Raw genomic sequence first — 23,210 nt, forward strand, 5'->3', positions numbered from 1 at the left:
GCTTTATTCAATACAAACCCCGTAGAAGACAAACTGTAACTCTATTTTTTAGAAACTTTTGACATATTCCGAGTAGATTCAGAATAAATAGAGTATAAACAAGCTTTCGTAATTTCTTCACGGTCCAACTAAATCGAGCAACAGAAAGGAGTTGCCATGAAAAGTGCGAAATCAAAACAACACTTGACCCTGCTCGTTCTGCGTGATGCTCAGCATGCTGTTAAGCAAATACAGATTTCAAAGCCCCTACTTATAGCTGTTCCCACGGTTGCCATTCTATGCTTATCTGGTCTAATTGTATCCATGCAGGTTCATTCCTCGCAGGTCATTACGAAGATGGAAAAAGAAATAACATCACAGACCATTGCTAATATGCAAATGGAGTTAACGGTAAACAATCGAGAGGAAGCTATCCTTCGGCTGAAGAATGAAATTGTAAATCTATCTTCTGAAGCAGATGACATGAAGAGCAAGATGACGCGCGTAAGTGAGCTAGAAAAAGAGTTACAGAAATTCATTAAGAAACACGATATTAGTATGCTTCCTCAATCTACAGAAACCCGTACAGTCCCACTCTCTTTAGATGCTTCCAAACACGTAGGAGGAGAATACATCGCTATACATCATAGCGAGATTCTAGATCTTTCTCAGGAAACAAAGGATGATTTCGAGCAAATGAGGAAACTACTAGACACGATGGAACATCATATTCCTGATACGCTTGAAAAGGCCCAAGAAACACAGAAGATCATCTCAGGCACACCCAATGCTTGGCCAACGGTATCTAAAGTACTGACCTCTAGCTTTGGTTACCGATCCGATCCTTTTACGGGTAAAGCTGCTTTTCATGCAGGTATTGATATAGTTGGACAAACGGGCGATCCAATCTATGCCGCTGGTGCAGGCCAAGTGTTGAGTGCCGAACAAAGTGGTGCCCGGGGGCTCTATATCGTCATTCAGCATCCTGAGGGTCTACAAACATCGTATATGCATATGAGTAATATGAATGTATCTCCCGGGGATCAGGTATCTAAGGGAGACGTCATCGGAGAGATGGGTAGTACAGGCCGTAGTACAGGATCTCATTTACACTTTCAAGTCATGAAGCACGATAAAGTTATAAACCCACTTCCCTATATAGACTAAATCAATGAATGAATGGAGGTTATCTCTTATGGCAAGATCGAGAAAATCACGAAATCAACTAACGGCGACAGATACCCTTATTGGATTAGGATCTGAACTAACAGGCACCATAAATTGTGAAGCCAATCTTAGAATTGAAGGGAATTTCAATGGAGAAATTGCATCCCAAGGACATGTGACCGTGGGGGAATATGCGATAGCTCGTTCTAATATTAATGCAAGAGAGGTCATCATTGCGGGTAAAGTATACGGCGATATAGCAACCTCTGGTAAGCTGACTATTACGGCAACAGGTGAAATGTTTGGAGATGTAACTGCCTCTGCCCTTATTATTATGGAAGGTGGCGCCTTAAGCGGTACGAGTACAATGAATCAACCCGAACCTGTTCCTTCCGTTGCTACCTCTTCGAAGGATGCTAGTTCACACTTTTTACAGCCAGAAGTTAGTTAACGACATATGATAGTTCCAAAGAGCCCCGTTGATATAGAGTTATACTCTACATCAACGGGGCTCTAAGTGTTACTTATACTTACGATGAAACATCCCGCTTCTTAAAGACAAACCATGACAACAACAAGAAAAAAATATAATATGCTGCTAGCACGGATACCGAGAAGACAAGTGTACTTCCCGCAGGACCTACAGTACTATTCAAATATCCACTCAAATCCATATGCGTGAATATCAGATATTTCATCCATTCATATCTCTCTGGATTAAATAATGCAGTAAAGATATCTTTTGTGAACATGATGAACAAAGATAACCCAATAGCCAGTCCACTAGAACGAAATACACTAGATACCATGAAGGCGATCGTAGCGACCAAGATGAGTTCAACATATTTAAGTAGTAGTAACATCAATGTGTAATTCATATCATTCCATGCTCCTGAGGTCATTCCAGTGCTACCACCATCAAAGGAGAACCAAATGTTAGACGAAAGAAAAGTAGCAACGAAAAGTAGAGTCGTAGTAAATAAGCTAAATATCACTACAGAAATATACTTTGATAATAAAATCTTGGAACGTTTCCAAGGTCTAATTAACAATAGTTTAATCGTCCCCCAAGAAAATTCACCTGCTACTGAATCAGCTGCAATAACCACGACAAATATCATGTTAAGAAAAAAAGAAACCGTCATCACTATGGTTGTAATTTCCCAGACATTCGGTTGTTCAGATCCCGATGAGAGAGAGAATAAAAACGGCAACAGAAATGAAATAACAACTAATATCGCTATCATAATCCATGTACGAATACGACGATAAATTTTCATATTCTCATTTAACACAAGATTAAAAAAACTACCCAATCTGATCAGCTCCCGTCATTTCCAAAAATTGATCTTCTAGGGAGCGTGTTACCTCACGGATACCATATACCTTAATTCCCGCTTGAACCAAACGCGCATTAATATCTGCCACTTCCTCACGTGACGCTCGCATAACCAATAAATTATTCTCCACTCGGCCTACACTAAGAACGATAGCAGCTTGTTGCGGGTCACTTACATCAAAAGCTATTTCAGTTGCCGAGACAGCGATACCATCCTCTGTTTTCAGTTGGCGAACATCAATGAGGCGACCATTCTGAATGATCGCTACTCGATCGCACATCAGTTCCATCTCAGAGAGTAGATGGCTCGATACGAACACCGTTGTACCTTCTACCTTACATAATTGTCGTAAATAATCACGTAATTCACGTATCCCTTGGGGATCAAGACCATTCGTAGGCTCGTCCAAAATAAGAAGTTTCGGGCGATGAAGTATCGCTTGCGCTACACCTAATCTCTGTCTCATTCCCAGTGAATAAGTTTTGACCTTATCATGGATACGATTGTCTAATCCTACAAGTTTGGTGACCTCTTGTATCCGTTCTTCCGTAATTCCTGACATCATTCGAGCGAAATGTCGTAAATTCTGATACCCTGTCAGAAATTTATACATTTCTGGATTTTCCACAATCGCTCCTACATGAATAATCGCTTTTTCATATTCCTTGATAATACTATGTCCGCATATTACGATATCTCCCTTGGTGATGGATATTAAACCAACCATCATCCGGATCGTCGTTGTCTTCCCTGCGCCGTTAGGTCCTAGGAATCCAAACACTTGACCAGGTTGAATATCTAAAGAAAGATCATCCACTAGTGTTTTGGAAGAAATCTTCTTTGAAACCCCCTCCAGCCGAACCACTGGGTCTTGCTGCATCCTACTCACCCCTCTACGAATAACAAACTTCATGATGTTAAATCTTCATGATCTCATCATAGTTTAGCATATTATCCATGTTGATTCTCCACAATCTTACAATCTTGATATAAATGGGGTTGATTATTAATACAATCTACACAGCAGCCCATCAGTAAGTTATGTCGATAAAAGCCTGTTTTGAAAATCATACTTTTCGTTTCACTTCGAACCATTGTCTCACAATACACACAATAAAATTGAATATATTCAACCACACGGAAAACCTTCCCCTCACGGAATCAGTTCTGTTTTCGACAAAATGCATCGATTAATAAAAAAAATAGTTACATTTTGTATCATTAACAGTAATGTACTTGACATTTATTATATTGTCAAGAGATTCCTTATGTGTAAGGTGTATGGTTCTCTTACATTATTCTTGTCTGTCGAACTTGATATTCGCTAGTTAATTTTTCTCCACTGCTTTAAACTGTTTCCATCTAGTACTTGAATATCTGAAATGATAAACCTACGTCCTTCAATATCACTTAGAATCCAGCTAACCAAGCTCAATGGATGTAAACTTTCGTGCATTTCATTCATTCGAAAGGTCGTTCTACCGTAACTGGTATCTACAACCCATAACCACTCGCTTCCCGTTCGTTTTAAAGAGATTATCTTCTCAATGGTAGGAATCATATAATAACGCTGTAGCTCCTGCTCTGCTTCCCTTCTGCTCTCATCTTCTAACAACGAAAGATCTGCAATCATTGTTATTTCCTCGTCGGCTTCTGATCGAACCGAAATATATTGATTGGGCATAGTTAATGGAAACGTTCGAATCAATTTCACACCTTTATATTTTTTCCCCTCTTCTTCAACTTCAAGTATCCCCTCAAAGTTCCTCGACAGTTGTATCATATGTATTCTTCAACCTCCTGTGGCTCTTCATTCATTTGTTTCTGAGATTCTTGAAGCGCTTGTTTTCTTTGATTTCTAATACTTGAAAGTTTCCTGACGGTGAGGATAGTTCGTCGATAAGTAGTTTTGAAATATAGGGGGGGAATCAGACCGATCGCCACAGAAACAACGAGCAGGCTTGCGTTAGCCAATAATGCTTTCTTGTACGGCTTGCAATAGCCCAATATCCGTTGCAACGAATGATATTTTCGGGTACAACGAAGACACTTTTTGCGCCCAAGTTTTAGGGTTCTTCCTCATTTGGAGCACACGTGAAGTTCAAACTGCGGAGTTCGTTCAGGTATCGGTTCATTACCTTCTGATATAAGCCATCTTTTGTATTTCAGGCAGAGCGCTCTGAAAAGCATCAATATATGGGAGTGTAAAGCGACCCACTTCTATCTCGCAGTCATCCGTGACTACTTGAAGTGAGCCTCCTCCAACCGCTCCCTAATAGATACATTTTGTATCTTTAATCTTCTAATATATTTGTGCTCCTCTTGATAAAGGGATACATACTCACTCCATACCAAGGTAATTCAATGTTTCCACGGCGCTGAATCCATTTCGCAATCATCATTGTAGCTTCATCCATAAGTTAGCAAACCAATAGTCATCATCAATTCATCCAGAAAGGTTGTGACGTCTTGTTCTACTTGATTGCCATCTGCAGGTGATCTTCAATCAAATTATGGACTCGTTCCTTCTCTGTACCTCCTATGGTGTAATAATAAATCCCGTTTATTCTCTTGCCTTGACCATTTAACTCCAAGGTTTCAATCTTATTCAGATCGGAGCGATAATCCGTTATAAATTTCTTCATTTCATCAAAGGTAATATCTGTTTTCACATTATTTCCAACCTCATCAAGCATAGATTGGACGTGAACGATATTGGACATCTGTAGAGCATTCTTCATCGTCTGCTTCAGTATCTCTCTTTGTCTCGCGTTACGTCCGAAGTCTCCTCGCGGGTCATCATACCGCATACGTGAATATGCAAGAGCCTCAGCGCCGTTTAAATCCAACTGGCCTTGCGCAAAATCATGACCCTCATACTGAAAAGAAAAGGGATTCTCAACCTTTACTCCGCCTAGCAAATCTACAATTTGGCTAAGCCCCTCCATGTTTACCTTGATGTAATAATTAATCGGAACATTCAAGAAATTCTCTACCGTCTGAATGGCCATGTTTATTCCACCAAAGGCATAGGCGTGATTGATTTTATCTGTGGTGCCATGCCCTATAATTTCAGTTCGAGTATCCCTTGGAATGTTGAACATAAGAATCGATTCTTTGGATGGGTTCACACTCAATACAATCATAGTGTCGGATCGACCGACATCATTCTTTCGTTGATCTACACCCATGACTAGCACTGTATAAGGTTCTCGTTCATCCATTCTCACAGGCCCTCCACCTTTGAGGTCTAAGGGATCTGTACTTATCGTTACAGGTTTAGTTGGTTCTCTGGGTTCATAGATTGCATTAGCTGTCGATTTCACAGATTCGTACAGATAGATTCCGTAGCCAACTATAATGAATATAAATAAAGATAGAGCCAGCAAGGTAATTTTAATCCAACGTTTCATTAGGTGTTACCCCTTTATTCTTCTTTTTAGATCGATATCATAATAAATGTTCTACTTCAGTTGCAACATGGATCTAATCCTCTTGCTTAGCCTGCGTAAATAGCGATTACATTAATGGAGAACGACTGTCACATGTTTATCATCATCGATCGTATTCAAGTTAGGACGGCCTACCGAATAATAAACAAAAGGTGAGCTTTCTATTTCCTTCGGACCGTATACATTTCGACCATCAATCATTACAGGTTGCTTCATGATAGATGCAAGGTCAGTAAGGTTAATTTCTGCGAACTCCGACCATTCCGTTAGCAAGCAAATCGCATCACAACCTCCAGCCGCTTCCATAGCACTCTTTGACCACTCAATCTCAGGAGCATTAAGCACGAGTCTAAAGTTATCAATAGCAATAGGATCATAGGCCTGTACAAGCGCCCCCTTTTGGATCAAAGTGTTAATAATATCAATCGCAGGTGCATCACGTACGTCATCTGTATTGGGTTTAAAGGCTAACCCCCAGACCCCAATTCTTCGGCCATTTAGTGTTCCTAGTGCATCCTCTAGCTTGTGGATCACATTGAAACGCTGATCCTTATTCACTTCGACAACCGACTTCAGTAGCTTAAACTCATAATCTACGTTCCCAGCGATTTGAATAAGTGCTTCTGTGTCTTTAGGAAAGCAGGAACCACCATATCCAATCCCAGCTTGTAGAAAGGTATTCCCGATTCGCTTGTCATATCCCATGCCTTCCGCTACCTTCGTCACGTCTGCTCCAACCTTTTCACATATATTCGCAATCTCATTAATAAATGAAATTTTGGTAGCCAGAAAAGCATTAGAAGCGTATTTGATCATTTCGCTTGAGCGAATATCCGTGATGACGATATGATCCGTTAATGATTTATGAAGCTCTATCAAAGGTTCTCTAACCCTTGGGTTATCTATTCCAATAACCACACGGTCGGGGAATAAAGTATCCTTGACTGCCGTACCTTCCCGGAGAAATTCGGGTATAGACACGATATCGAATGGATGATCCGTTAGCTCACTAATCCATTGTTTCACTTTATAGTTGGTCCCGACAGGAACAGTACTCTTCGTAACCACGATTTTATATCCATCCATCACTGTGCCAATTTCTATGGCAACCTGCTCAATATAACTCAGATTGGCTTCTCCATTAGGCATAGAGGGAGTTCCAACAGCGATAATAATCAATTCTGAATCCCTTACAGCTTGCCCAATATCTGTTGTAAAGGATAACTTGCCTCTATACACATTGTTATTCAGAAGCTCTTGGAGTCCAGGTTCGTAGATCGGGATTTCTCCGTTTCGTAGCATCTCCACTTTACTCGGATCATTATCAACGCATACCACGTGATTCCCTATTTCTGAGAAGCAAACACCCGACACCAGACCAACATACCCTGTACCTATAACTGCAATTTTCATGGTATTACTCCTTATCTATATACAATTGGCCATAATATCAGACCATTCCATCTTCAAGCGAATAATATCCTCTTCAACCAATTCACTTCCCATTTGCACTTCAATAATCTCCAAATCCCCAATTGCTTTTACACTGTGGCGACTGCTTTCTGGAATTACAAGAACATCTCCCTGCTTAATTCTCCTATGCCTTTCATTAAGTACAAACTCTCCCTCACCCGAAATGATGGTCCACACTTCCCTTCGTTTCAGATGAACTTGATAACTCAGGTTGTGGCCTGCATTAATACAGATCCGTTTCGTAAGAACTTCTACAGATTCTGTATTCTTAGAATAGTCGAGTACTTGGTAGTAACCCCACCTACGTTCTTCGTACATAGGTCGATTGTTCATTCCCTTTAATATTTCTTTGATTCTCGGACTCGCTTCTTTATCACTAACTAGAATGCCGTCAGGACTCGTTGCCACAATAATGTTGGATAAGCCTAGAATGGTTACAGGGATATTAAGCTCATTGATCAGATGAGTATTCAATGAATCCTCTGACACGACACCTTTTCCAAGAATAGGAGAACTCATCTCATCAGTAAGCGTATTCCATGTCCCCAAGTCCTTCCAGCTTCCCTCATACGGCGTTACTACTAAGTGCTTGGTTTTCTCGACAACTTGATAATCAAAGCTGATTTTAGTCAGTTTACTGTACTGTTTAAGCATTTCCTCATACTGGATCGGCAGATTCATTGAGATCAAGAGGTTGATAAGATAATCTAATTTAAATGCAAAAACCCCACAGTTCCAAAGCGCAGCTTGCTTCATCATCACTGCCGCTTCTTCTTCGTGGGGCTTCTCATGAAATTGTTTAACTTTTGAATAATCTACCAAGCATTCGTCCTCTTTGTAAGATTCAGGGATAATGTAACCATATTTCTCGGAAGGATACGTTGGTCTCACCCCGATAAGTGCTATATCCGCTTGAGATCGATCTAGGATGGAATCAAGTTCTTTGACTTTAGTGAAGAAGTCAACTTCGACGTAAGGATCAACAGGTAGAACGACAACCGTTTCCTTAAGACCGATACCCTTTATAGAATAAAGATACGTTGCTGCGAGAGCAATTGCAGGAAATGTATCTCTTCTCTCTGGTTCTACAACAAGTCTTGCTCCATATCCCAACTGGTTTTGCAATATTTCTACTTGTGCCTTACTTGTAGTGATGTGTGTTTGTTGTTCCAATCCTGCGTGTTGAATCTGTCGCCATACTCTCTGTACCATCGATTCTCTAAGTCCACTTGGATCATCCAGCACTTTCAGAAATTGCTTAGAACGCGAATCGTTCGATAAAGGCCACAGCCGCTTTCCAGATCCACCTGACAATAAGACCAGTTGCATGGAATCCCCACCTCCTAAGTTAGAACATATATATCTAATGCGTTAGAACAAAAGACGATCCTCGTACTGTTGTTTGTAATAGTTCTTGTACTCACCAGTTTTGATTCTTTGCCACCATTCCCTGTTATCCAGATACCATCTAATCGTTTCCTGAATCCCAATGCCAAAAGTATAGTGGGGTTTCCATTGCAACTCTTCCATTATTTTTGATGGATCAATGGCATAACGTTGATCATGACCTTTACGATCCTCCACATACCTAATTGAGTCCATCGGTTCGCCTAATAAAGTTAGTATCTCTCGTACAATATCTATGTTACTCCATTCATTATGACCGCCAATATTATACACTTCTCCAGGACGCCCAGCTTGAATAACTAAATCAATAGCTGCTGCGTGATCCTCAACATGAAGCCAATCACGAATATTCAATCCATTTCCGTATATAGGTAATTCTTTATTCTCTAATGCATTCGTAATCATCAAAGGAATAAGCTTCTCTGGGAAATGAAAAGGACCATAATTGTTGGAGCACCTCGTGATATTCGTATGTAGCCCATATGTCTCATGGTAGGCTCTTACTAATAAATCTGCCCCCGCCTTGCTAGCTGAGTATGGACTATTGGGTGCAAGTGGCGTCTCCTCCGTGAAGTATCCTGTCTCTCCAAGCGAACCATACACTTCATCCGTCGAGATCTGAATATACCTAGTCACTTGTAATGCCTTGGCTGCCTCCAACAACGTCTGAGTTCCCATTATATTCGTCTGTACAAAGATATCCGGTTCAGAAATACTCCGATCCACATGAGATTCAGCCGCAAAGTTAACAATAATATTAATATTGTGTTTCTTAATAACAGCATGTACCTGTGATTTGTCGCAAATATCTCCTTTGGTGAAATGATACTTCGGATTATGCTCTACTGAAATGAGATTCTCAAGATTACCCGCATATGTTAATTTGTCAAAGTTAACAATTGAAATACTAGGGTACTTGTTCAACATATATCGTATGAAATTACTTCCGATAAATCCGGCTCCACCTGTAACCAATAGCTGCATTCTATCCATCTCTCCTCCCAAAGTTATTCTCGGCCTGACTTAATCTAGGATGAATCTTATCTTTATCCGATAAAACGATATGGCTGCTATGCCAATCAATTTCAAGCTCAGGATCAGACCACAGAATACCCCGGTCATGCGCTGCAGAATACAGTTCATCCACCTTATATAACACTTGCGTATTTGGCGTTAACGTACAGAATCCATGAGCAAATCCTTTGGGAATCAGAAATTGCCTTTTGTTACTTTCACTTAAGATAACTCCAGCCCATTGCCCATATGTAGGTGAATACTTCCGAATATCTACAGCTACATCATATATAGCTCCCGTAATAACTCTCACAAGTTTCGTTTGTCCCTTTGGCTCCAACTGATAGTGTAATCCTCTCAGCGTACCCGCCTCTGCAGAATAGGAGTGGTTATCTTGGATAAATTCCTGATGAATTCCCACCTCTTCAAATGCGGCTTTATTGTAGCTCTCCAAAAAGAAACCACGATGATCCCCATGCACGGTCGGCTCTATCAACAGGGTACCCTGTAATTTCAATTCTGTAACCTTCAAATACTCCACTCCTTATAGTAGGAAGATTAGATTCATGTGATGTTTAGCCTAAGACAGCAACCCTTTTACCAAAATTCATATCAAACTCCTGATTACGTACCAGCTCATTGGAAAAAGCTAATGAATCGTGAGTACCGGCATCTGTCCACCATCCAGATAAAATATCATAAGTTAACAGTCCTTGATCAATATAGGCATTATTAACATCTGTTATCTCCAATTCCCCTCTTCCTGATGGCTTCAAGTTTCTGATAATATTGAATACTTCAGGATCGTACATATATATACCTGTGACAGCGTATGAACTCTTCGGCACCTTCGGTTTTTCTTCAATGGATTTGATAATTGTATCATCCAATTCAGCCACTCCGTAACGTTCTGGATCGACTACCTCTTGAAGCAGTATCTTCGCTCCCATACTCTGTCTTCTGAAATTATTAACATAATCGGATAACGAATCAGAGAAAATATTATCTCCCAAAATAACCGTCATGGACTGCCCTTGTACGAAATCTTCTGCTAATCCTAAAGCCTGTGCAATTCCACCTGCCTGATCCTGAACTTTGTAAGTGAAATTCACACCAAACTCATATCCACTCCCTAACAAATTAACGACATCTCCCATATGGTCACGTCCCGTGACAATGAGGATATCGTTAATATCAGCATCTCTGAGTTTGTGGATGGAATGATATATCATCGGATACTTTCCTACAGGAAGTAAATGCTTGTTTGTTACCTTTGTTAAAGGATAAAGCCTCGAACCTGTACCCCCTGCTAAGATGATTCCTTTCATGAATCTCCACTCCTCTATTTGATTAAGTTTAAATAAAAACCAGACCTTCAAAAAGGCACTTTCTTCAACCTATAAATTTGTGCTTCATTTTATTTAATATAAACATGGTGACTTTCTCTCGGAATATACACAGGACAAACAAATATACAGCAACCCCAATCACGACACCAACGCCAAACGAAAGGAACAAATTATCCATTGTATTCCGAATTAAGATAACAACTCCACCCATAAGTATTGCTGCAAATAAGTAACTCATGGAGGATTTATTAATAAATTTTATCTCTTTATACTTCAATTTCTTTTTCGCTATAAAATACCTAATACTCACAGCACTAATCTCAGAAATGACTTGTACGATGCCAGCCCCAATGACACCAATGATAGGAATTAATATTAAGTTCAGTACCAGACTTAGTAAGCTAGTTATTATTGCGCAATACAACCCAATTTTCTCTTTCCCTGAAGCTACAAGCACTTGGTATTGGAGATAACCGGATAATGGAGAAAGTATGATTGTCATCGCCATTACCTGCAACAGCGTTCCAGCCTCTAAAAACTCAATGCCCCCTAATATATACATGATGTTTGATGCTAAACAAACGCAACCTACAGTTATAGGTATGGTTATCCATAAAATATAATTAGGTATTTCCGATAAAAGGAACCTAAATTTTTCTTCGTCATTCTCTTTATAATACGAAGCCCTTGGCAAGGTGACATTAGAAATTGCCGTGGAAACAGCGATTGCCATATTAACAAGCGTCTTACTTCTATTCATAAATGCTACTGCTTTAGTATCAATAAAAAAACCAAGCAACACTTGATCCAAATTCGTATAAATACTAACAATAAAAGTGTGGAAGAAGAATACACTAAGCCTCTTAAAGTGTCTGAATGGATTGATGCCCGTGAATCTCAACCTAACATGTTTTCTACTATAAATGTAATTTAATATGCCACTTAAACTTGTAGCTATAACACTGATCAACCCATATATGACGTAGTGATCTGCCTGCTTCACAAACAGAAATATACATATTAAAGATATTGATTTAAAAATTGTACTTCTAATGATAATATAGCGATACTCTTCTATCCCCTGAAAATACCAGTCAATTGCAAACATGTTTAATATAATACTTAATGACATGATGAGATACAGTGGTAATTCGGTATAAAATTGTTCTATATTAAATACGGCAATAAAGTAAATAACTACTACTATTAATGACAGCATTACATTAATAACTACAATCTCCGAGAATATATGTTCAAGTTTTTTTTTATCGTCTCTGGATTTTGCTACTTCACGGACACCATATGTTGCTGTACCATATGTAGCGAACAGAATAAACCAACTAACAATGGTTGCTGCTAAATTGACTTCCCCCAAATTTGAGGCACCCAGAATTCTTGAAACATATGGTGCTGTTATCAATGGAAAGAGTAAGTTTAGACCTGTATATAAAAAATTGTAGATTGCGTTCTTGATTAAAGACTTTTGTTTCATTGATTATGTCCCACCCCCTCCTTTCACGAGTACAATTCGCAGACTTTCGATACACATGTTCTAATATCGAATTCACTAGCTCTTAATTTCTCCTTTTCAATCATGTCCTGCACATTAATTCTATTAAATTGTACATCCATAATATGTTGATATAATTGTTCAACATCTCCAGGATTATATTTCAATCCTGATTGACCATGATCAACAATCTCATCGAGTCCGCCAACGGCAGTAACAATCAAGGGATTTCCAAAATGCATAGCTTCAATAGCAACTCTTCCAAAGGCTTCATTTCTGGAGCACACTACTTCAACATCAGAAGCCTCTCTTAGTGTCATTAAATCATTTGTATAATCTATGAACTGCACCATATCCTGAACACCATATTCCACTACTTTCTGAAGAAGTTGACCATAATATTTCTTTTTTGTTTGACCTATAATCAAAATTCGATAATTCCCCTTTGTGTCTTGTTTCAATCTTTTCGCCAATTCGATTAAATCTTCTTGGCCTTTAATTTTGTACACCGTACCAACACATGTAATTGTAAACGGTTTGGATACAGTAGCTTCTATTCGATTCTTCGTTGAATCTGCTGTAACTGCATTGAGGGGAATACCGTTATAGACAGTTATTAATTTGGTTAAGTCGTGATGTATGCCGTGGTAATTCAATACATTTTGAAAATCCGTTCTTAACTCATTTGAAACAAAGACTACTTTCTCACTACTACCAATGATGGTCGAAGAATACTCTGATAGAAGCTCTTTCTTGATTTCAAACATTTCTTTAACATCTTCACGAACGTGCCATATATGTTTAACACCAGACAATTTAGCAAGATCAGCGCCGAACTTAACTACACTTGTATTGGAATGGATCACATGAATACCTTCTTGTTCCACTGTCCTTTTCATCCTTTGGAGTTGATCTTTTCGAATAAGGGCGAAAAATTTCTTTTTTAACCAATGGATATCTTGCCTAATGTTATCGTAATAATAAAAAGCCTGATAATACGGAATCCCCCGCTTATCAAGCTCTTTTTTTAATGTATCTGAATAAATCAGATCATTCTTCATTTTCATTATAATACTTGAAATATTGAGTGTTTTGGGTATCAACACATAGGGTTTAATGTCAGAAGGCAAACAAGCCAGCAAGTTAATTAAAGAATGCGTTGCTCCGCCTTTGATATTCTCATGGGCTATATACAGAACTTTTTTCATGGTTAAGACCTCTAATTTGTTTTATGGATGATACTAAATGATTGTTACTAACTTCGTTTTCGATCCCCCTTTTCTTGGTGTTTAAGTAGAATATAAGATAAATCAACAATAACGATACAAATATATAGTGATCTCTAAAAGGTTGAGTAGCATAGGAGGATATTAACAAAGTACTAAATATAACAATATAAATGACAATCTTTTTGTTAACACTTGTTATATTTGAAAATAATTTTAATACAAGTACAGAATACAAATTAATTACTGAAATTAAAAGCACAATACCACCCTGAATAAGAACTAAAGAAGAACTATTTATTCCTAAATGAACATGAATATTCTTATCTGGAATGGTAACATTGCCCAATCCAATTCCTAAATCGTTAGCATTATATTTATGAAAAGCCATGTAATTTAGATACGCACGTTCATTGTTCGCATTCGGAACAGTAGAATCACCTGATAAAAAATCTCCAACAAGATCATTAATCTTATTTGCTTCTTCAGAATAATTAGTGAAGCTATAAATCAGGATACAACTAACATAAGCTAGAAATACAATAGGAAGTAATTTGACTATAGATTTTGAAGATATTTTGTGATTTATAAAGTAAAAAACAAAATAAGCGATTAGAAAAGGAAGAAAGGTAATACTAAACATTTTATTATCGTTCAAAATAGAGAGTACCAAAATCACAATAAACTCAACAATTAGCAATGCTAATCTCCATTTAGACTTTGATTCAAGAAAAAAATACAAATTGAATAGTAAGGTAGCGATCCAGATGTAGTTTAGAACACTCACACCATTCATTCCAATTAACCCTGCCATATGATCAAAGATAAAAGAATTATAAACAATAAATTTCCCCATCATAAAGGTTTCAGTTCGATATTGAATATATACAATAATAGCGTTTAATACAAAGTAACAATTTAAAAAAAGAGTCAAATTTTTGGCTAATAACTCTAGTACATTCACAGTATACGTCTTTCTAAGATAGATAAAATACAATATTAACGTACCTGGCATAAAAAGCATTAGTATATTGCTAATGACATTGCTATTGAAGCCAAACTTTTGAATATTTATTGCAAGAACAGTCATAACAAAAAATAATGATAAATAGACTATAAAGTCAAACTTAATCTTCTGCTTTAATAACTGAACTGCAATATAACACAATAAAAAAACATCAAGTATATACCATTCAGGGTATAACACCTTTATGTATCGCAGAAAAAAAGTGTTGATAATAACTATTAGAAGAACTGCCCTATCGAGCTTTTTCATAGTTTCCACGGTAATTAACCCTCTTCAATTCATTTTGAATTCTAAGACCCACTCTCTTCGCATCATTGTTAAACAACATGAAATATTTTAGTTTCAAACGACTCCACAAATATTTTTTCCTTAACTTCTTCTTATTCTTATTCACTAATTGGATTTTATCCTCTTTAAATGATGTACTCCCATAATGATAGATAAATGTGTCATCCGCTAAAATATTTATATATCCTTTTTTAATAACTCGGTAGGAAAAATCAACTTCTTCTCCGTAACCCATCCCGAAAGTCTGTTCATCTAGATATCCAATCAGATGGATAACTGTGCGTTTGATATACAATCCATGACCTACTCCTGTAGGAATCACAGGATAGTGTTTATTGGAGATATATTCAACTAGATTTGAGAACTGCTGTATTGTATATCCTTGGGGTAATTCATTGTCCTTGTTAAATGACGGAACAGAAGCAATGGTTCCATTATTTGTAAGTGTTGTCACAGTGCCTATACGAGGGTTGGAACAAGCAGCTGCATGTAACTTATCAATCCAATTGTCTGTTACTACGGTATCGGAATTCAGTAATATAACATCATTATCTGCATACTTCATACCTCTATTTGCTGTTTTAACAAAACCTAAATTCTTTTCATTTTCAAGTAATATAATTCTTCCATCATCTAATTCACTTAAATATTCATTAATTTCTTTCTCGGGAGAATGATCATTTATGAGAATAAATCGATGTTCTACCTTGTTTGGGCAGGTTAGCAACGATTGAATGCATTCTTTTGTTTCTTCAATCCCCTTATATATAGGAACTATTACATCGATCATAATACACTTCCTGTTCTACCAAATTGAGTTAGTGGATAACTCTATCTCCACATTTCTCTCTACTTGATTGAGATAATTTGTCGATTTAGAAGTCATTAACTCCCTGTAAGATCTTGCAACTGCATCCCATTGATAGGTACTATACAACCGCTCTTTCATTCCTCGGCTCTGATCTTCCATGTTGATAACTTCTCTAAATTGTTCAGCTAGTCTTTCCTTCGTAAACAGTAGTCCATATCCACCTAGGACTTCTTTGCTAAATGGACCATCAATGGCCATAACTTTCTTGCAAGATCCCATTGCCTCTAATAAAGCAGGGTTCGTTCCACCAACTGAATTTCCATGGAGATAACACTCGGCATTCTCTCTCAATACCGCAAGTTCTTCTTGATCGTAATTAGCAGGTAAAATACGAACACCTTTTTTTTGATCAAGGGCCATTAACATTTCGGAATACGGAGTTACATCTCTATACCCTACTAATACAAATTGATATCCTTCTTCGTATAACCTAGATTTAATAAATCCTTCTATGATCTTCAGAGGGAGGTTGTCGAGTTCAAATCTGGTAATTTGAATAAAATACTTTTGTCCATTTAGTTCGTATTTTTTCAAAATATCTAGTTTCTTTTCTTCATCTATTTGCGAAATCATTGGTGCTCCATATGGAATAAATTGCGTATTTCTGAGAAATATAGATTTATAGTAATTTTGAATGGACACGGAATCTGAAATTAATTTTTTGCAAAACAAACATATGAGTAAAGAAGAGAAAAAATAATATAGTTTGAACGGCCATGACCATTTCATTCTTCTCCATTCTAATCCGTCTGTATTTACAGCCATCGGAATTCTAGCCAACCTAGTAAGGAGAATCCCAGGTAAATTAGCATTATTAAACCAAAACACGAAATCGTATTCTTTTCGATGTTTAAACAAGTATTTTCCTGTATTTATTGATGAAACGAAGGTGTCCAGCTTTCTTGATGGACTTCCTTTTACATTAATAATTTTCCTATCATCAATTGAATCATTGTTACCCTCAGATTCAGATCGTCCAAACACATGACAGTCGACACCTTCTTGAACTAATCTTAAGGTAATCTCATCGACAGCCGTCTCAAATCCACCATAAGCAGCAGGTATTCCTCTTGTACCGCAAAAAGCAACTGTAGCTTTCATATGCACACCCCGTTCGACCTAACTTTTATAAACACACATTGATAGAACTTCTTGTAAGGAGTTCAGATATGACTGTGCCGCAGACTGCCATGTCCATTTGGCTGCTTGAGAATATCCCAAAGAAATAAGCTCTGTTTGAAGGTTAGGTTTACCCAGAAGTTCTCCCATTCTTTCGGCAATCCCCAACGCGTTGTTAGGATCAATCAGAATCCCTGCATCACCAATAATTTCTGGGATAGCCGTTGTGTTGGAGGATACAACCGGAACACCGCAAGCCATCGCTTCAATTGGAGGAATACCGAAACCTTCTGCAAAAGTAGGATACACAAAAAGTCCAGCTGCCCGATAAATATGAGGAAGCATCTCGTCATCTACTGAATCTATTATTTTCACATCTTCTTCTAAATTGAGTTCTTTAATTCTTCCGAAAAATTGTTTGAATCCAAAATCAGGACTTCCAACAATAACAAGGGTACCCAATTCATCACACTGCTTCTCTTTTAATATCTTGTATGCATGAAGAAGTTGTATATGATTCTTCCTCGGTTCAATTCTACCCACTGTTAATATATAATTCTTAACTCCATACTTTTCGTAAACAATATCTCTCGATAATTCCTTGTTATTAGGACAAAACCTAGTAAGATCTACACCATTCGGAACCACTTTCACTTTGTGTTCCGGCACCCCGTACAATTCAATAATTTTGTTTTTTGAATATTGAGATACCGTATGAATTTGCTTCGCTTTTTGAGCGGAGTATCTAACCAGGATTTTGTTCCTCAGCACTTCTTTCTTCGTGAAAAATTGAGGATGTGTTTCAAATAAAACATCATGTATGGTCACGATCGTGTCACAAGGAACCATTAAAGGTGAGATGTAGGTCGTATGGTACAGATCAATTTTATTTTCTTTTAGCAGCGGACTCGTTTGATATGTCAACCTTTTGATCTTAGAAGCTGACTTAAATTCAACATATTTGGGTTCATTTCCATAGGGGTATCCTAAAGACCAGTGACCAAAGAAACAGTAGTTATTATCATCCTCCTGCCTCATCACTTCATGATATAAATTTAACAGATAGGTTCTGCTCCCTTGAAACTTACCTGCCAGTACGTGGGCATCTACCCCAATTCTCATTTCTATTCTCCTTTGAACTATCTTTAGAATGCATCTTTGGTTCCAAAGAGCATTCTTATGGTTTTGAAAATAATCCTGAGATCATATGTAATACTTCTCTGATCTATATATCGGATATCCAGTTCCACCATTTTTTCGAATCCAACACTATTTCTACCACTCACCTGCCAAAGACCTGTACATCCCGGTGTTACACGAAGTCTTTGTTTATCATAAGTGGAATACTCTGCAATTTCTCTCACGAGTGGCGGTCTAGGACCCACCAGGCTCATCTCTCCACGAAGAACGTTCCATAATTGAGGTAATTCATCCATACTTGTTTTCCGAATGAACTTCCCTATTTTGGTAATACGGGGGTCATTCTTCATTTTAAACATCGCACCACTGACTTCATTCTGATCGAGCAACTCATCTAGTAAATCTTCAGCATTCGAGACCATCGACCTGAATTTGAACATATGGAATTTCTTCTCGTTCTTACCTACACGAATTTGATGAAAGAATACAGGTCCTTTTGGGTCCTCTAATTTGATAAGTAACGCTACAACTGCAAATAAAGGAGACAATAGGAGTAGACCCAATGATGCTCCCATCACATCCATAGTTCTCTTCATAAAAAGATACAGTTTATCGGAACGAGTATGATTAGGTACGACATGTGGATAAGGTAAGTGTTTCTCAAGGAGTACATCACCTTCATTCCTTCGAGATGTTGGAATCATGTATACTCACCTCTACCTACCAGCAATTGTTGTGTTGCTTGTTTCTCCATTAATTCTTTAAGAGCAACAAGCATCGGAAGTCTTAACTCGTTATTCTGAAGTGCAAAATCCAAAGTTGTTAAGATAAACCCAAGCTTCTCCCCTACATCGTACCGGATGCCTTCAAAATCATAGGCATATACTCCTTGATGTTCATTCAGAAGTTGGATTGCATCTGTCAACTGAATTTCTCCTCCAGCACCTATTCTTTGCTCTTCTAAAAACCGAAAAATATCAGGAGATAATATGTATCTACCCATAATGGCAAGATTAGAAGGAGCCTTACCTTGTGCTGGTTTTTCAACAAATTGATGAACTGAACTCAGTCTACCTTCCGATTTCAAAGGATCTATAATTCCATAACGATGCGTCTGATGAGGCAAGACTGTTTGCACTCCAACAATGGATCGTCCTGTGATCTCATACTGCTCAATCAGCTGCTTCGTGCACGGTAATTCCGAGACAACAATATCGTCACCTAATAATACGGCAAACGGTTCGTCGCCAATGAATTTCCTAGCGCACCATACCGCATGCCCTAATCCTTTGGCTTCTTTCTGCCTTATATAATGAATATCTACATTAGAAGACTTCCGAACTTCATCTAATACTTCTAGCTTTCCTTGTTGAATTAATGTGTGTTCGAGTTCAAATGCATTATCAAAGTGATCTTCAATGGCTCTCTTCCCTTTTCCGGTTACAATGATAATATCTTCAATACCAGAAGCAATAGCCTCTTCCACGATATACTGAATCGTGGGCTTATCAACAATCGGCAGCATTTCCTTCGGCATTGCCTTCGTAGCCGGTAAGAAACGAGTGCCTAAACCTGCTGCCGGGATAATTGCCTTCCTCACTTTTTTCATCACTTACCATCCTATCCTTTTATCTTTATTTAAAAGCATGATTTGTACTGGTTTACATAAAAGTAAACCAGCACAAATCTTACCTTCAATGTGCAAAAATAGGGCATTAAACCCATCCTCACTTCACACCATTGACGATTCACGTCTAAGGTCCAAGGGACCCACAGTATGACCGAGTGCCTACAATGATATAGATATAGTAGGCATTACCTGTAGCTGCATTACAACGCTGTGCTATTTATTTCTCACCATAGTAATAGTAATAAGGGTTATCTTTGCCCACATTTATATTATTCAAGACCACTCCGAGAAATCGTGCATTAACATGTTCTAAGTTTGCCTTTGCCTTCTTAACTACTTCCTTTTTAACTTTGCTCGAGTTCACGACGAGTATGACTCCATCGCAGAATGAGCTCACAATTAATGCATCGGTGACAGCCAATACAGGTGGCGTGTCGAATAAAATGACATCATACAGATCTTTAGTCTCTTCCAAGACCGTTTTCATTTTTCTTGAACTTAACATTTCAGAAGGATTCGGCGGGATGGGCCCAGATGTAATGACATCCAAATGCTCTACGAATGTTTCCCTCACAACATCTTGAAGTTCACATTGATTAGACAATACACTTGTTAACCCAGTTTGATTAGAAACAGTAAATACCTTATGTAACGAGGGCTTACGAAAGTCTACATCGATCAGGAGTACTTTCTTCCCTTCCTGCGCGTAAGCTACAGCCAAATTACTAACTGTAATGGTTTTACCTTCACCAGCCTGAGCAGATGCAACCATGATTGTACGGATCTGCTCATCAATGGAGGAGAAAAGAATATTAGTGCGAAGCGTTCGGTAAGCCTCTGATATCGGAGATTTAGGATTAATTGAGGTAACTAGATTGTGATTCTCATTGATTGAGCGTGGCATAATTGCCTTCACCTACCTGTGTTTGAGATTGAGATTTGGATTTCTTATTAGCCTTGGTGTCATCTTTCCTTATCGTGGTGATCATTGCCAGCGTAGGTAGATTTAGCTCTTTAAGAACTTCAGCTTCATTCTTAAACGTGTCATCTAAGTAATCCAACAGAAATACCAGACCTATTGCGAGCATCAGACTCATTATAAAACCGATCATAATGCTTATTACCGGATTGATATTCACCGGGAATACTTCATCGGTTAATTTAGCCGAACTCAGAAGGGTAACATTATCTACCTTCATAATCTTGGGAACTTGCTCCTTAAATACCGCTGCTATCGCATTCACCGTTTTGGCTGCAACTTCATAAGATGGATCTTGATAACTCAAGTTCATGATTTGTGATTCATTCGTAGTACTGACGACAACGTTACTAGCTAATTCTTTTACTGTTACGTCTAGATCAGGGTACCTCGTAACTACCTTCTCCATCACTGCCGATGATTTAATGATTCCCATATACGAATTAATGACCATAATATTGGTCTGGATCGTGCTATAATCCAATAATTTTGTACCTTCAAATTCATTTGCCTGATTTACGATAAGCTCTGCATCAGCTTGATAGATAGGTTCTGTATAGTACACACTCTTCACAGCTGCGAATGTACAAACCACTATAACAATCGCGATGATGAGCCACATTTTCTTCCGCATGATATTTATATATTCCTTGAGTTCCATAAATCGTTCCTCCTGAGTTTGTAATAAAGCTTCCTTAATCCTCCCTATGAATATCTGATGAAATGAAATGTAAATACATTCTTTTTACATAAATTAAGACACTACTTCTAAACCTTTCTTCTAAAACATTTATGCACTAACTAATGCACTTCCAAGTGATTTATAGTAGAATGAAAGTAAGTATGTTCATTCAGAAGGAGCATTCTTTTAGATGGACAAATTAATATTTCTGCGCATTCCACTTACGTGTAAGTCTTTGGAAACAAAGAAATAATTCAGGTTGAGAAGCATTCTTTTTAGAAGACTTGTATTATATAATTGATGTTCTTTCGTGCTATGTAATTCGACACGGTATTGATATGATTGTTCATAAATCCCTTTACTATCTAGTTTTCCAGAGAGCTTAACCACAGAACTAGAATCTTCAATATCAAAACCAAAAATGACATTTTGTTTCATGGGTAGATCTAAATCACTTAAAAAGCATATTGCATTATCACATAATTCCATTAAAAATATAGGGCGTCGCTTGCTCATTATTTTATTTCCTGCTACTTCTCTAATGTATATATGCGCATTTAGAGAAAGATTGGCCCAAACATGAATATTGGGATTCATGGATTCGCTTCATTCCTTTGAGATCATATTTGTTACATGGATTGAACTAAAATAAGAAATGAGGGTCCTACTTTAATTCAATCTATATGAGGTATAAAAATAATCTGATTAGGAAACTATAGTTATTATCCGATACAATTCGTAACCTATTATCAATTTACGATACAAAATGTATCATGTCAAGCATAATTTGGGATTATCTTTTTTGTGCATTCAAAATAGAAATGGATAGCCTTAGAAGTCTAATTGGGAGGATCATTCATGAATCATGGGAATCGCATAGCAGAACTACGTGAGATACGAGGGTGGACACAAGAAGATCTATCTCGTTCCATCGGCATTACAAGAGCATCACTTTCCCATTATGAGAAAAATCGACGCAAACCTGATTTTGAGATATTAAGCAAACTTGCCGATAAATTTGGTGTTTCTATTGACTATTTAATTGGTCGAACAAACCATACAGAACTAGTAATGGATGACGATGTAAGAGAGTTTGTAGATAATTTAGAACTATCTGATGACAAAATTCTCGAACGCATTAATCTAACGATCGACGGTCGTAGCTTAACAGAGGAAGAAGCCAAGCGATTTATTGCTTTCGTCCGTATGGAACGCATTATGAAATAACTAATCATTCAAAAAAAAAGCCTTAATTCCTAAAGTTATTACTTGGGAACTGAGGCTTTTTATATTTAATGTAGCTTACTATGTCTTTTATTAAGACCAACATGTCATTTCTGTTGAGCCTTTATGTAATCTTTCCATTTTTCAGGATGAATACCACATTGTTGCATTATTTTTAGAATGTCTATCTCTCTCTTCTCCGGTTTCTCTCGATTTGACCGGGCTTCGGTACCAACTTCTTTTCCTTCTTTCATCGAAGATAACCTCACTCTACTTTTCATTTATAGTTTTTCATCCTGATTACTCTTACGTCTGATAAGCCTAATCTTTAAT

At 37.7% G+C, this 23,210-nt stretch carries 24 protein-coding genes; 3 read left to right on the forward strand and 21 right to left on the reverse strand.

Features of this window, described 5'->3' with window-relative positions:
- Positions 1–156 precede the first annotated feature (156 nt).
- Positions 157–1,146, forward strand: coding sequence for a M23 family metallopeptidase (locus tag UB51_RS17855; protein WP_044878461.1), 990 nt, complete (start codon positions 157–159; stop codon positions 1,144–1,146).
- A gap of 28 nt (positions 1,147–1,174) precedes the next feature.
- On the forward strand, positions 1,175–1,597 hold the full coding sequence (locus tag UB51_RS17860; RefSeq protein WP_044878462.1) for a bactofilin family protein: 423 nt from the start codon (positions 1,175–1,177) through the stop codon (positions 1,595–1,597).
- Positions 1,598–1,676: 79 nt separating this feature from the next.
- Here the strand turns inward: UB51_RS17860 and UB51_RS17865 are convergent, their stop codons facing one another.
- The 20 genes from UB51_RS17865 to UB51_RS17965 all read right to left on the reverse strand — a co-directional run bounded on the left by UB51_RS17865 (position 1,677) and on the right by UB51_RS17965 (position 22,250).
- Complete coding sequence (locus UB51_RS17865) at positions 1,677–2,462, reverse strand: ABC transporter permease (RefSeq protein WP_082063183.1); 786 nt, start codon at positions 2,460–2,462, stop codon at positions 1,677–1,679.
- The gene (locus UB51_RS17870) at positions 2,455–3,366 is read right to left on the reverse strand and encodes an ABC transporter ATP-binding protein (RefSeq protein WP_044878463.1); all 912 of its coding nucleotides are present in this window, start codon (positions 3,364–3,366) and stop codon (positions 2,455–2,457) included. Before UB51_RS17870 ends, UB51_RS17865 begins: the two co-directional genes overlap by 8 nt.
- 444 nt (positions 3,367–3,810) lie before the next feature.
- The gene (locus UB51_RS17875) at positions 3,811–4,269 is read right to left on the reverse strand and encodes a DUF1854 domain-containing protein (protein WP_044878464.1); all 459 of its coding nucleotides are present in this window, start codon (positions 4,267–4,269) and stop codon (positions 3,811–3,813) included.
- A 691-nt stretch (positions 4,270–4,960) separates the two neighbouring features.
- Positions 4,961–5,899, reverse strand: coding sequence for an LCP family glycopolymer transferase (locus UB51_RS17885; protein ID WP_044878466.1), 939 nt, complete (start codon positions 5,897–5,899; stop codon positions 4,961–4,963).
- A gap of 111 nt (positions 5,900–6,010) precedes the next feature.
- Entirely contained in the window at positions 6,011–7,351 is a 1,341-nt protein-coding gene (locus tag UB51_RS17890) for a UDP-glucose dehydrogenase family protein (RefSeq protein ID WP_044878467.1), read from the reverse strand.
- A gap of 15 nt (positions 7,352–7,366) precedes the next feature.
- The gene (locus tag UB51_RS17895; RefSeq protein WP_044878468.1) at positions 7,367–8,740 is read right to left on the reverse strand and encodes a sugar phosphate nucleotidyltransferase; all 1,374 of its coding nucleotides are present in this window, start codon (positions 8,738–8,740) and stop codon (positions 7,367–7,369) included.
- Between the two features lie 42 nt (positions 8,741–8,782).
- The gene (gene rfbB / locus UB51_RS17900) at positions 8,783–9,802 is read right to left on the reverse strand and encodes a dTDP-glucose 4,6-dehydratase (protein WP_044878469.1); all 1,020 of its coding nucleotides are present in this window, start codon (positions 9,800–9,802) and stop codon (positions 8,783–8,785) included.
- A 1-nt stretch (position 9,803) separates the two neighbouring features.
- Entirely contained in the window at positions 9,804–10,364 is a 561-nt protein-coding gene (rfbC, locus tag UB51_RS17905) for a dTDP-4-dehydrorhamnose 3,5-epimerase (RefSeq protein ID WP_044878470.1), read from the reverse strand.
- A 43-nt stretch (positions 10,365–10,407) separates the two neighbouring features.
- Positions 10,408–11,160: a sugar phosphate nucleotidyltransferase gene (locus UB51_RS17910; protein ID WP_044878471.1), complete on the reverse strand. Its 753-nt coding sequence runs from the start codon at positions 11,158–11,160 to the stop codon at positions 10,408–10,410.
- Positions 11,161–11,224: 64 nt separating this feature from the next.
- Positions 11,225–12,673: a flippase gene (locus UB51_RS17915; protein ID WP_044878472.1), complete on the reverse strand. Its 1,449-nt coding sequence runs from the start codon at positions 12,671–12,673 to the stop codon at positions 11,225–11,227.
- A gap of 23 nt (positions 12,674–12,696) precedes the next feature.
- Positions 12,697–13,899: a glycosyltransferase family 4 protein gene (locus UB51_RS17920; RefSeq protein ID WP_044878473.1), complete on the reverse strand. Its 1,203-nt coding sequence runs from the start codon at positions 13,897–13,899 to the stop codon at positions 12,697–12,699.
- Positions 13,871–15,202, reverse strand: a complete 1,332-nt coding sequence (locus UB51_RS17925; RefSeq protein ID WP_044878474.1) for a hypothetical protein — start codon at positions 15,200–15,202, stop codon at positions 13,871–13,873. Before UB51_RS17925 ends, UB51_RS17920 begins: the two co-directional genes overlap by 29 nt.
- Positions 15,177–16,022, reverse strand: a complete 846-nt coding sequence (locus UB51_RS17930; protein ID WP_044878475.1) for a glycosyltransferase family 2 protein — start codon at positions 16,020–16,022, stop codon at positions 15,177–15,179. Before UB51_RS17930 ends, UB51_RS17925 begins: the two co-directional genes overlap by 26 nt.
- A 15-nt stretch (positions 16,023–16,037) precedes the next feature.
- Positions 16,038–17,204, reverse strand: a complete 1,167-nt coding sequence (locus UB51_RS17935) for a DUF1972 domain-containing protein (RefSeq protein ID WP_044878476.1) — start codon at positions 17,202–17,204, stop codon at positions 16,038–16,040.
- Between the two features lie 18 nt (positions 17,205–17,222).
- The gene (locus tag UB51_RS17940; RefSeq protein ID WP_044878477.1) at positions 17,223–18,344 is read right to left on the reverse strand and encodes a glycosyltransferase family 4 protein; all 1,122 of its coding nucleotides are present in this window, start codon (positions 18,342–18,344) and stop codon (positions 17,223–17,225) included.
- Between the two features lie 23 nt (positions 18,345–18,367).
- A complete protein-coding gene (locus UB51_RS17945) occupies positions 18,368–19,066 on the reverse strand; it encodes a sugar transferase (protein WP_044878478.1) in 699 nt (232 codons plus the stop codon).
- Positions 19,063–19,971 (reverse strand): UTP--glucose-1-phosphate uridylyltransferase GalU, encoded by a 909-nt coding sequence (gene galU / locus UB51_RS17950; RefSeq protein ID WP_044878479.1) that lies wholly within the window; start codon positions 19,969–19,971, stop codon positions 19,063–19,065. Before galU ends, UB51_RS17945 begins: the two co-directional genes overlap by 4 nt.
- 238 nt (positions 19,972–20,209) lie before the next feature.
- Positions 20,210–20,896, reverse strand: coding sequence for a CpsD/CapB family tyrosine-protein kinase (locus UB51_RS17955; RefSeq protein ID WP_044878480.1), 687 nt, complete (start codon positions 20,894–20,896; stop codon positions 20,210–20,212).
- Positions 20,877–21,632 carry a YveK family protein gene (locus tag UB51_RS17960; protein ID WP_044878481.1) on the reverse strand — a complete coding sequence of 252 codons (756 nt, stop codon included), beginning with the start codon at positions 21,630–21,632 and terminating at the stop codon, positions 20,877–20,879. Before UB51_RS17960 ends, UB51_RS17955 begins: the two co-directional genes overlap by 20 nt.
- Positions 21,633–21,839: 207 nt before the next feature.
- Positions 21,840–22,250, reverse strand: coding sequence for a hypothetical protein (locus UB51_RS17965; protein WP_044878482.1), 411 nt, complete (start codon positions 22,248–22,250; stop codon positions 21,840–21,842).
- A 261-nt stretch (positions 22,251–22,511) separates the two neighbouring features.
- Between UB51_RS17965 and UB51_RS17970 the strand changes: the two genes are divergently transcribed.
- A complete protein-coding gene (locus tag UB51_RS17970; protein ID WP_044878483.1) occupies positions 22,512–22,880 on the forward strand; it encodes a helix-turn-helix domain-containing protein in 369 nt (122 codons plus the stop codon).
- A 104-nt stretch (positions 22,881–22,984) separates the two neighbouring features.
- Here the strand turns inward: UB51_RS17970 and UB51_RS28350 are convergent, their stop codons facing one another.
- Positions 22,985–23,131 carry a hypothetical protein gene (locus UB51_RS28350; protein WP_160297284.1) on the reverse strand — a complete coding sequence of 49 codons (147 nt, stop codon included), beginning with the start codon at positions 23,129–23,131 and terminating at the stop codon, positions 22,985–22,987.
- Between the last annotated feature and the right edge of the window lie 79 nt (positions 23,132–23,210).

It is taken from the genome of Paenibacillus sp. IHBB 10380 (genome assembly GCF_000949425.1).
Lineage (GTDB): Bacteria > Bacillota > Bacilli > Paenibacillales > Paenibacillaceae > Paenibacillus_AQ.

What these genes read in the sequence shown, in the direction of transcription:
- galU (WP_044878479.1), bottom strand. Translation starts at nt 19,971, where the DNA reads ATGAAAAAAGTGAGGAAGGCAATTATCCCGGCAGCAGGTTTAGGCACT.
- UB51_RS17915 (WP_044878472.1), bottom strand. Translation starts at nt 12,673, where the DNA reads ATGAAACAAAAGTCTTTAATCAAGAACGCAATCTACAATTTTTTATAT.
- UB51_RS17920 (WP_044878473.1), bottom strand. Translation starts at nt 13,899, where the DNA reads ATGAAAAAAGTTCTGTATATAGCCCATGAGAATATCAAAGGCGGAGCA.
- UB51_RS17890 (WP_044878467.1), bottom strand. Translation starts at nt 7,351, where the DNA reads ATGAAAATTGCAGTTATAGGTACAGGGTATGTTGGTCTGGTGTCGGGT.
- UB51_RS17935 (WP_044878476.1), bottom strand. Translation starts at nt 17,204, where the DNA reads ATGAAAGCTACAGTTGCTTTTTGCGGTACAAGAGGAATACCTGCTGCT.
- UB51_RS17885 (WP_044878466.1), bottom strand. Translation starts at nt 5,899, where the DNA reads ATGAAACGTTGGATTAAAATTACCTTGCTGGCTCTATCTTTATTTATA.
- UB51_RS17945 (WP_044878478.1), bottom strand. Translation starts at nt 19,066, where the DNA reads ATGATTCCAACATCTCGAAGGAATGAAGGTGATGTACTCCTTGAGAAA.
- UB51_RS17965 (WP_044878482.1), bottom strand. Translation starts at nt 22,250, where the DNA reads ATGAATCCCAATATTCATGTTTGGGCCAATCTTTCTCTAAATGCGCAT.
- UB51_RS17940 (WP_044878477.1), bottom strand. Translation starts at nt 18,344, where the DNA reads ATGAGAATTGGGGTAGATGCCCACGTACTGGCAGGTAAGTTTCAAGGG.
- UB51_RS17960 (WP_044878481.1), bottom strand. Translation starts at nt 21,632, where the DNA reads ATGGAACTCAAGGAATATATAAATATCATGCGGAAGAAAATGTGGCTC.
- UB51_RS17860 (WP_044878462.1), top strand. Translation starts at nt 1,175, where the DNA reads ATGGCAAGATCGAGAAAATCACGAAATCAACTAACGGCGACAGATACC.
- UB51_RS17930 (WP_044878475.1), bottom strand. Translation starts at nt 16,022, where the DNA reads ATGATCGATGTAATAGTTCCTATATATAAGGGGATTGAAGAAACAAAA.
- UB51_RS17855 (WP_044878461.1), top strand. Translation starts at nt 157, where the DNA reads ATGAAAAGTGCGAAATCAAAACAACACTTGACCCTGCTCGTTCTGCGT.
- rfbB (WP_044878469.1), bottom strand. Translation starts at nt 9,802, where the DNA reads ATGCAGCTATTGGTTACAGGTGGAGCCGGATTTATCGGAAGTAATTTC.
- UB51_RS17955 (WP_044878480.1), bottom strand. Translation starts at nt 20,896, where the DNA reads ATGCCACGCTCAATCAATGAGAATCACAATCTAGTTACCTCAATTAAT.
- UB51_RS17870 (WP_044878463.1), bottom strand. Translation starts at nt 3,366, where the DNA reads ATGCAGCAAGACCCAGTGGTTCGGCTGGAGGGGGTTTCAAAGAAGATT.
- UB51_RS17895 (WP_044878468.1), bottom strand. Translation starts at nt 8,740, where the DNA reads ATGCAACTGGTCTTATTGTCAGGTGGATCTGGAAAGCGGCTGTGGCCT.
- UB51_RS17970 (WP_044878483.1), top strand. Translation starts at nt 22,512, where the DNA reads ATGAATCATGGGAATCGCATAGCAGAACTACGTGAGATACGAGGGTGG.
- UB51_RS28350 (WP_160297284.1), bottom strand. Translation starts at nt 23,131, where the DNA reads ATGAAAGAAGGAAAAGAAGTTGGTACCGAAGCCCGGTCAAATCGAGAG.
- UB51_RS17875 (WP_044878464.1), bottom strand. Translation starts at nt 4,269, where the DNA reads ATGATACAACTGTCGAGGAACTTTGAGGGGATACTTGAAGTTGAAGAA.
- UB51_RS17910 (WP_044878471.1), bottom strand. Translation starts at nt 11,160, where the DNA reads ATGAAAGGAATCATCTTAGCAGGGGGTACAGGTTCGAGGCTTTATCCT.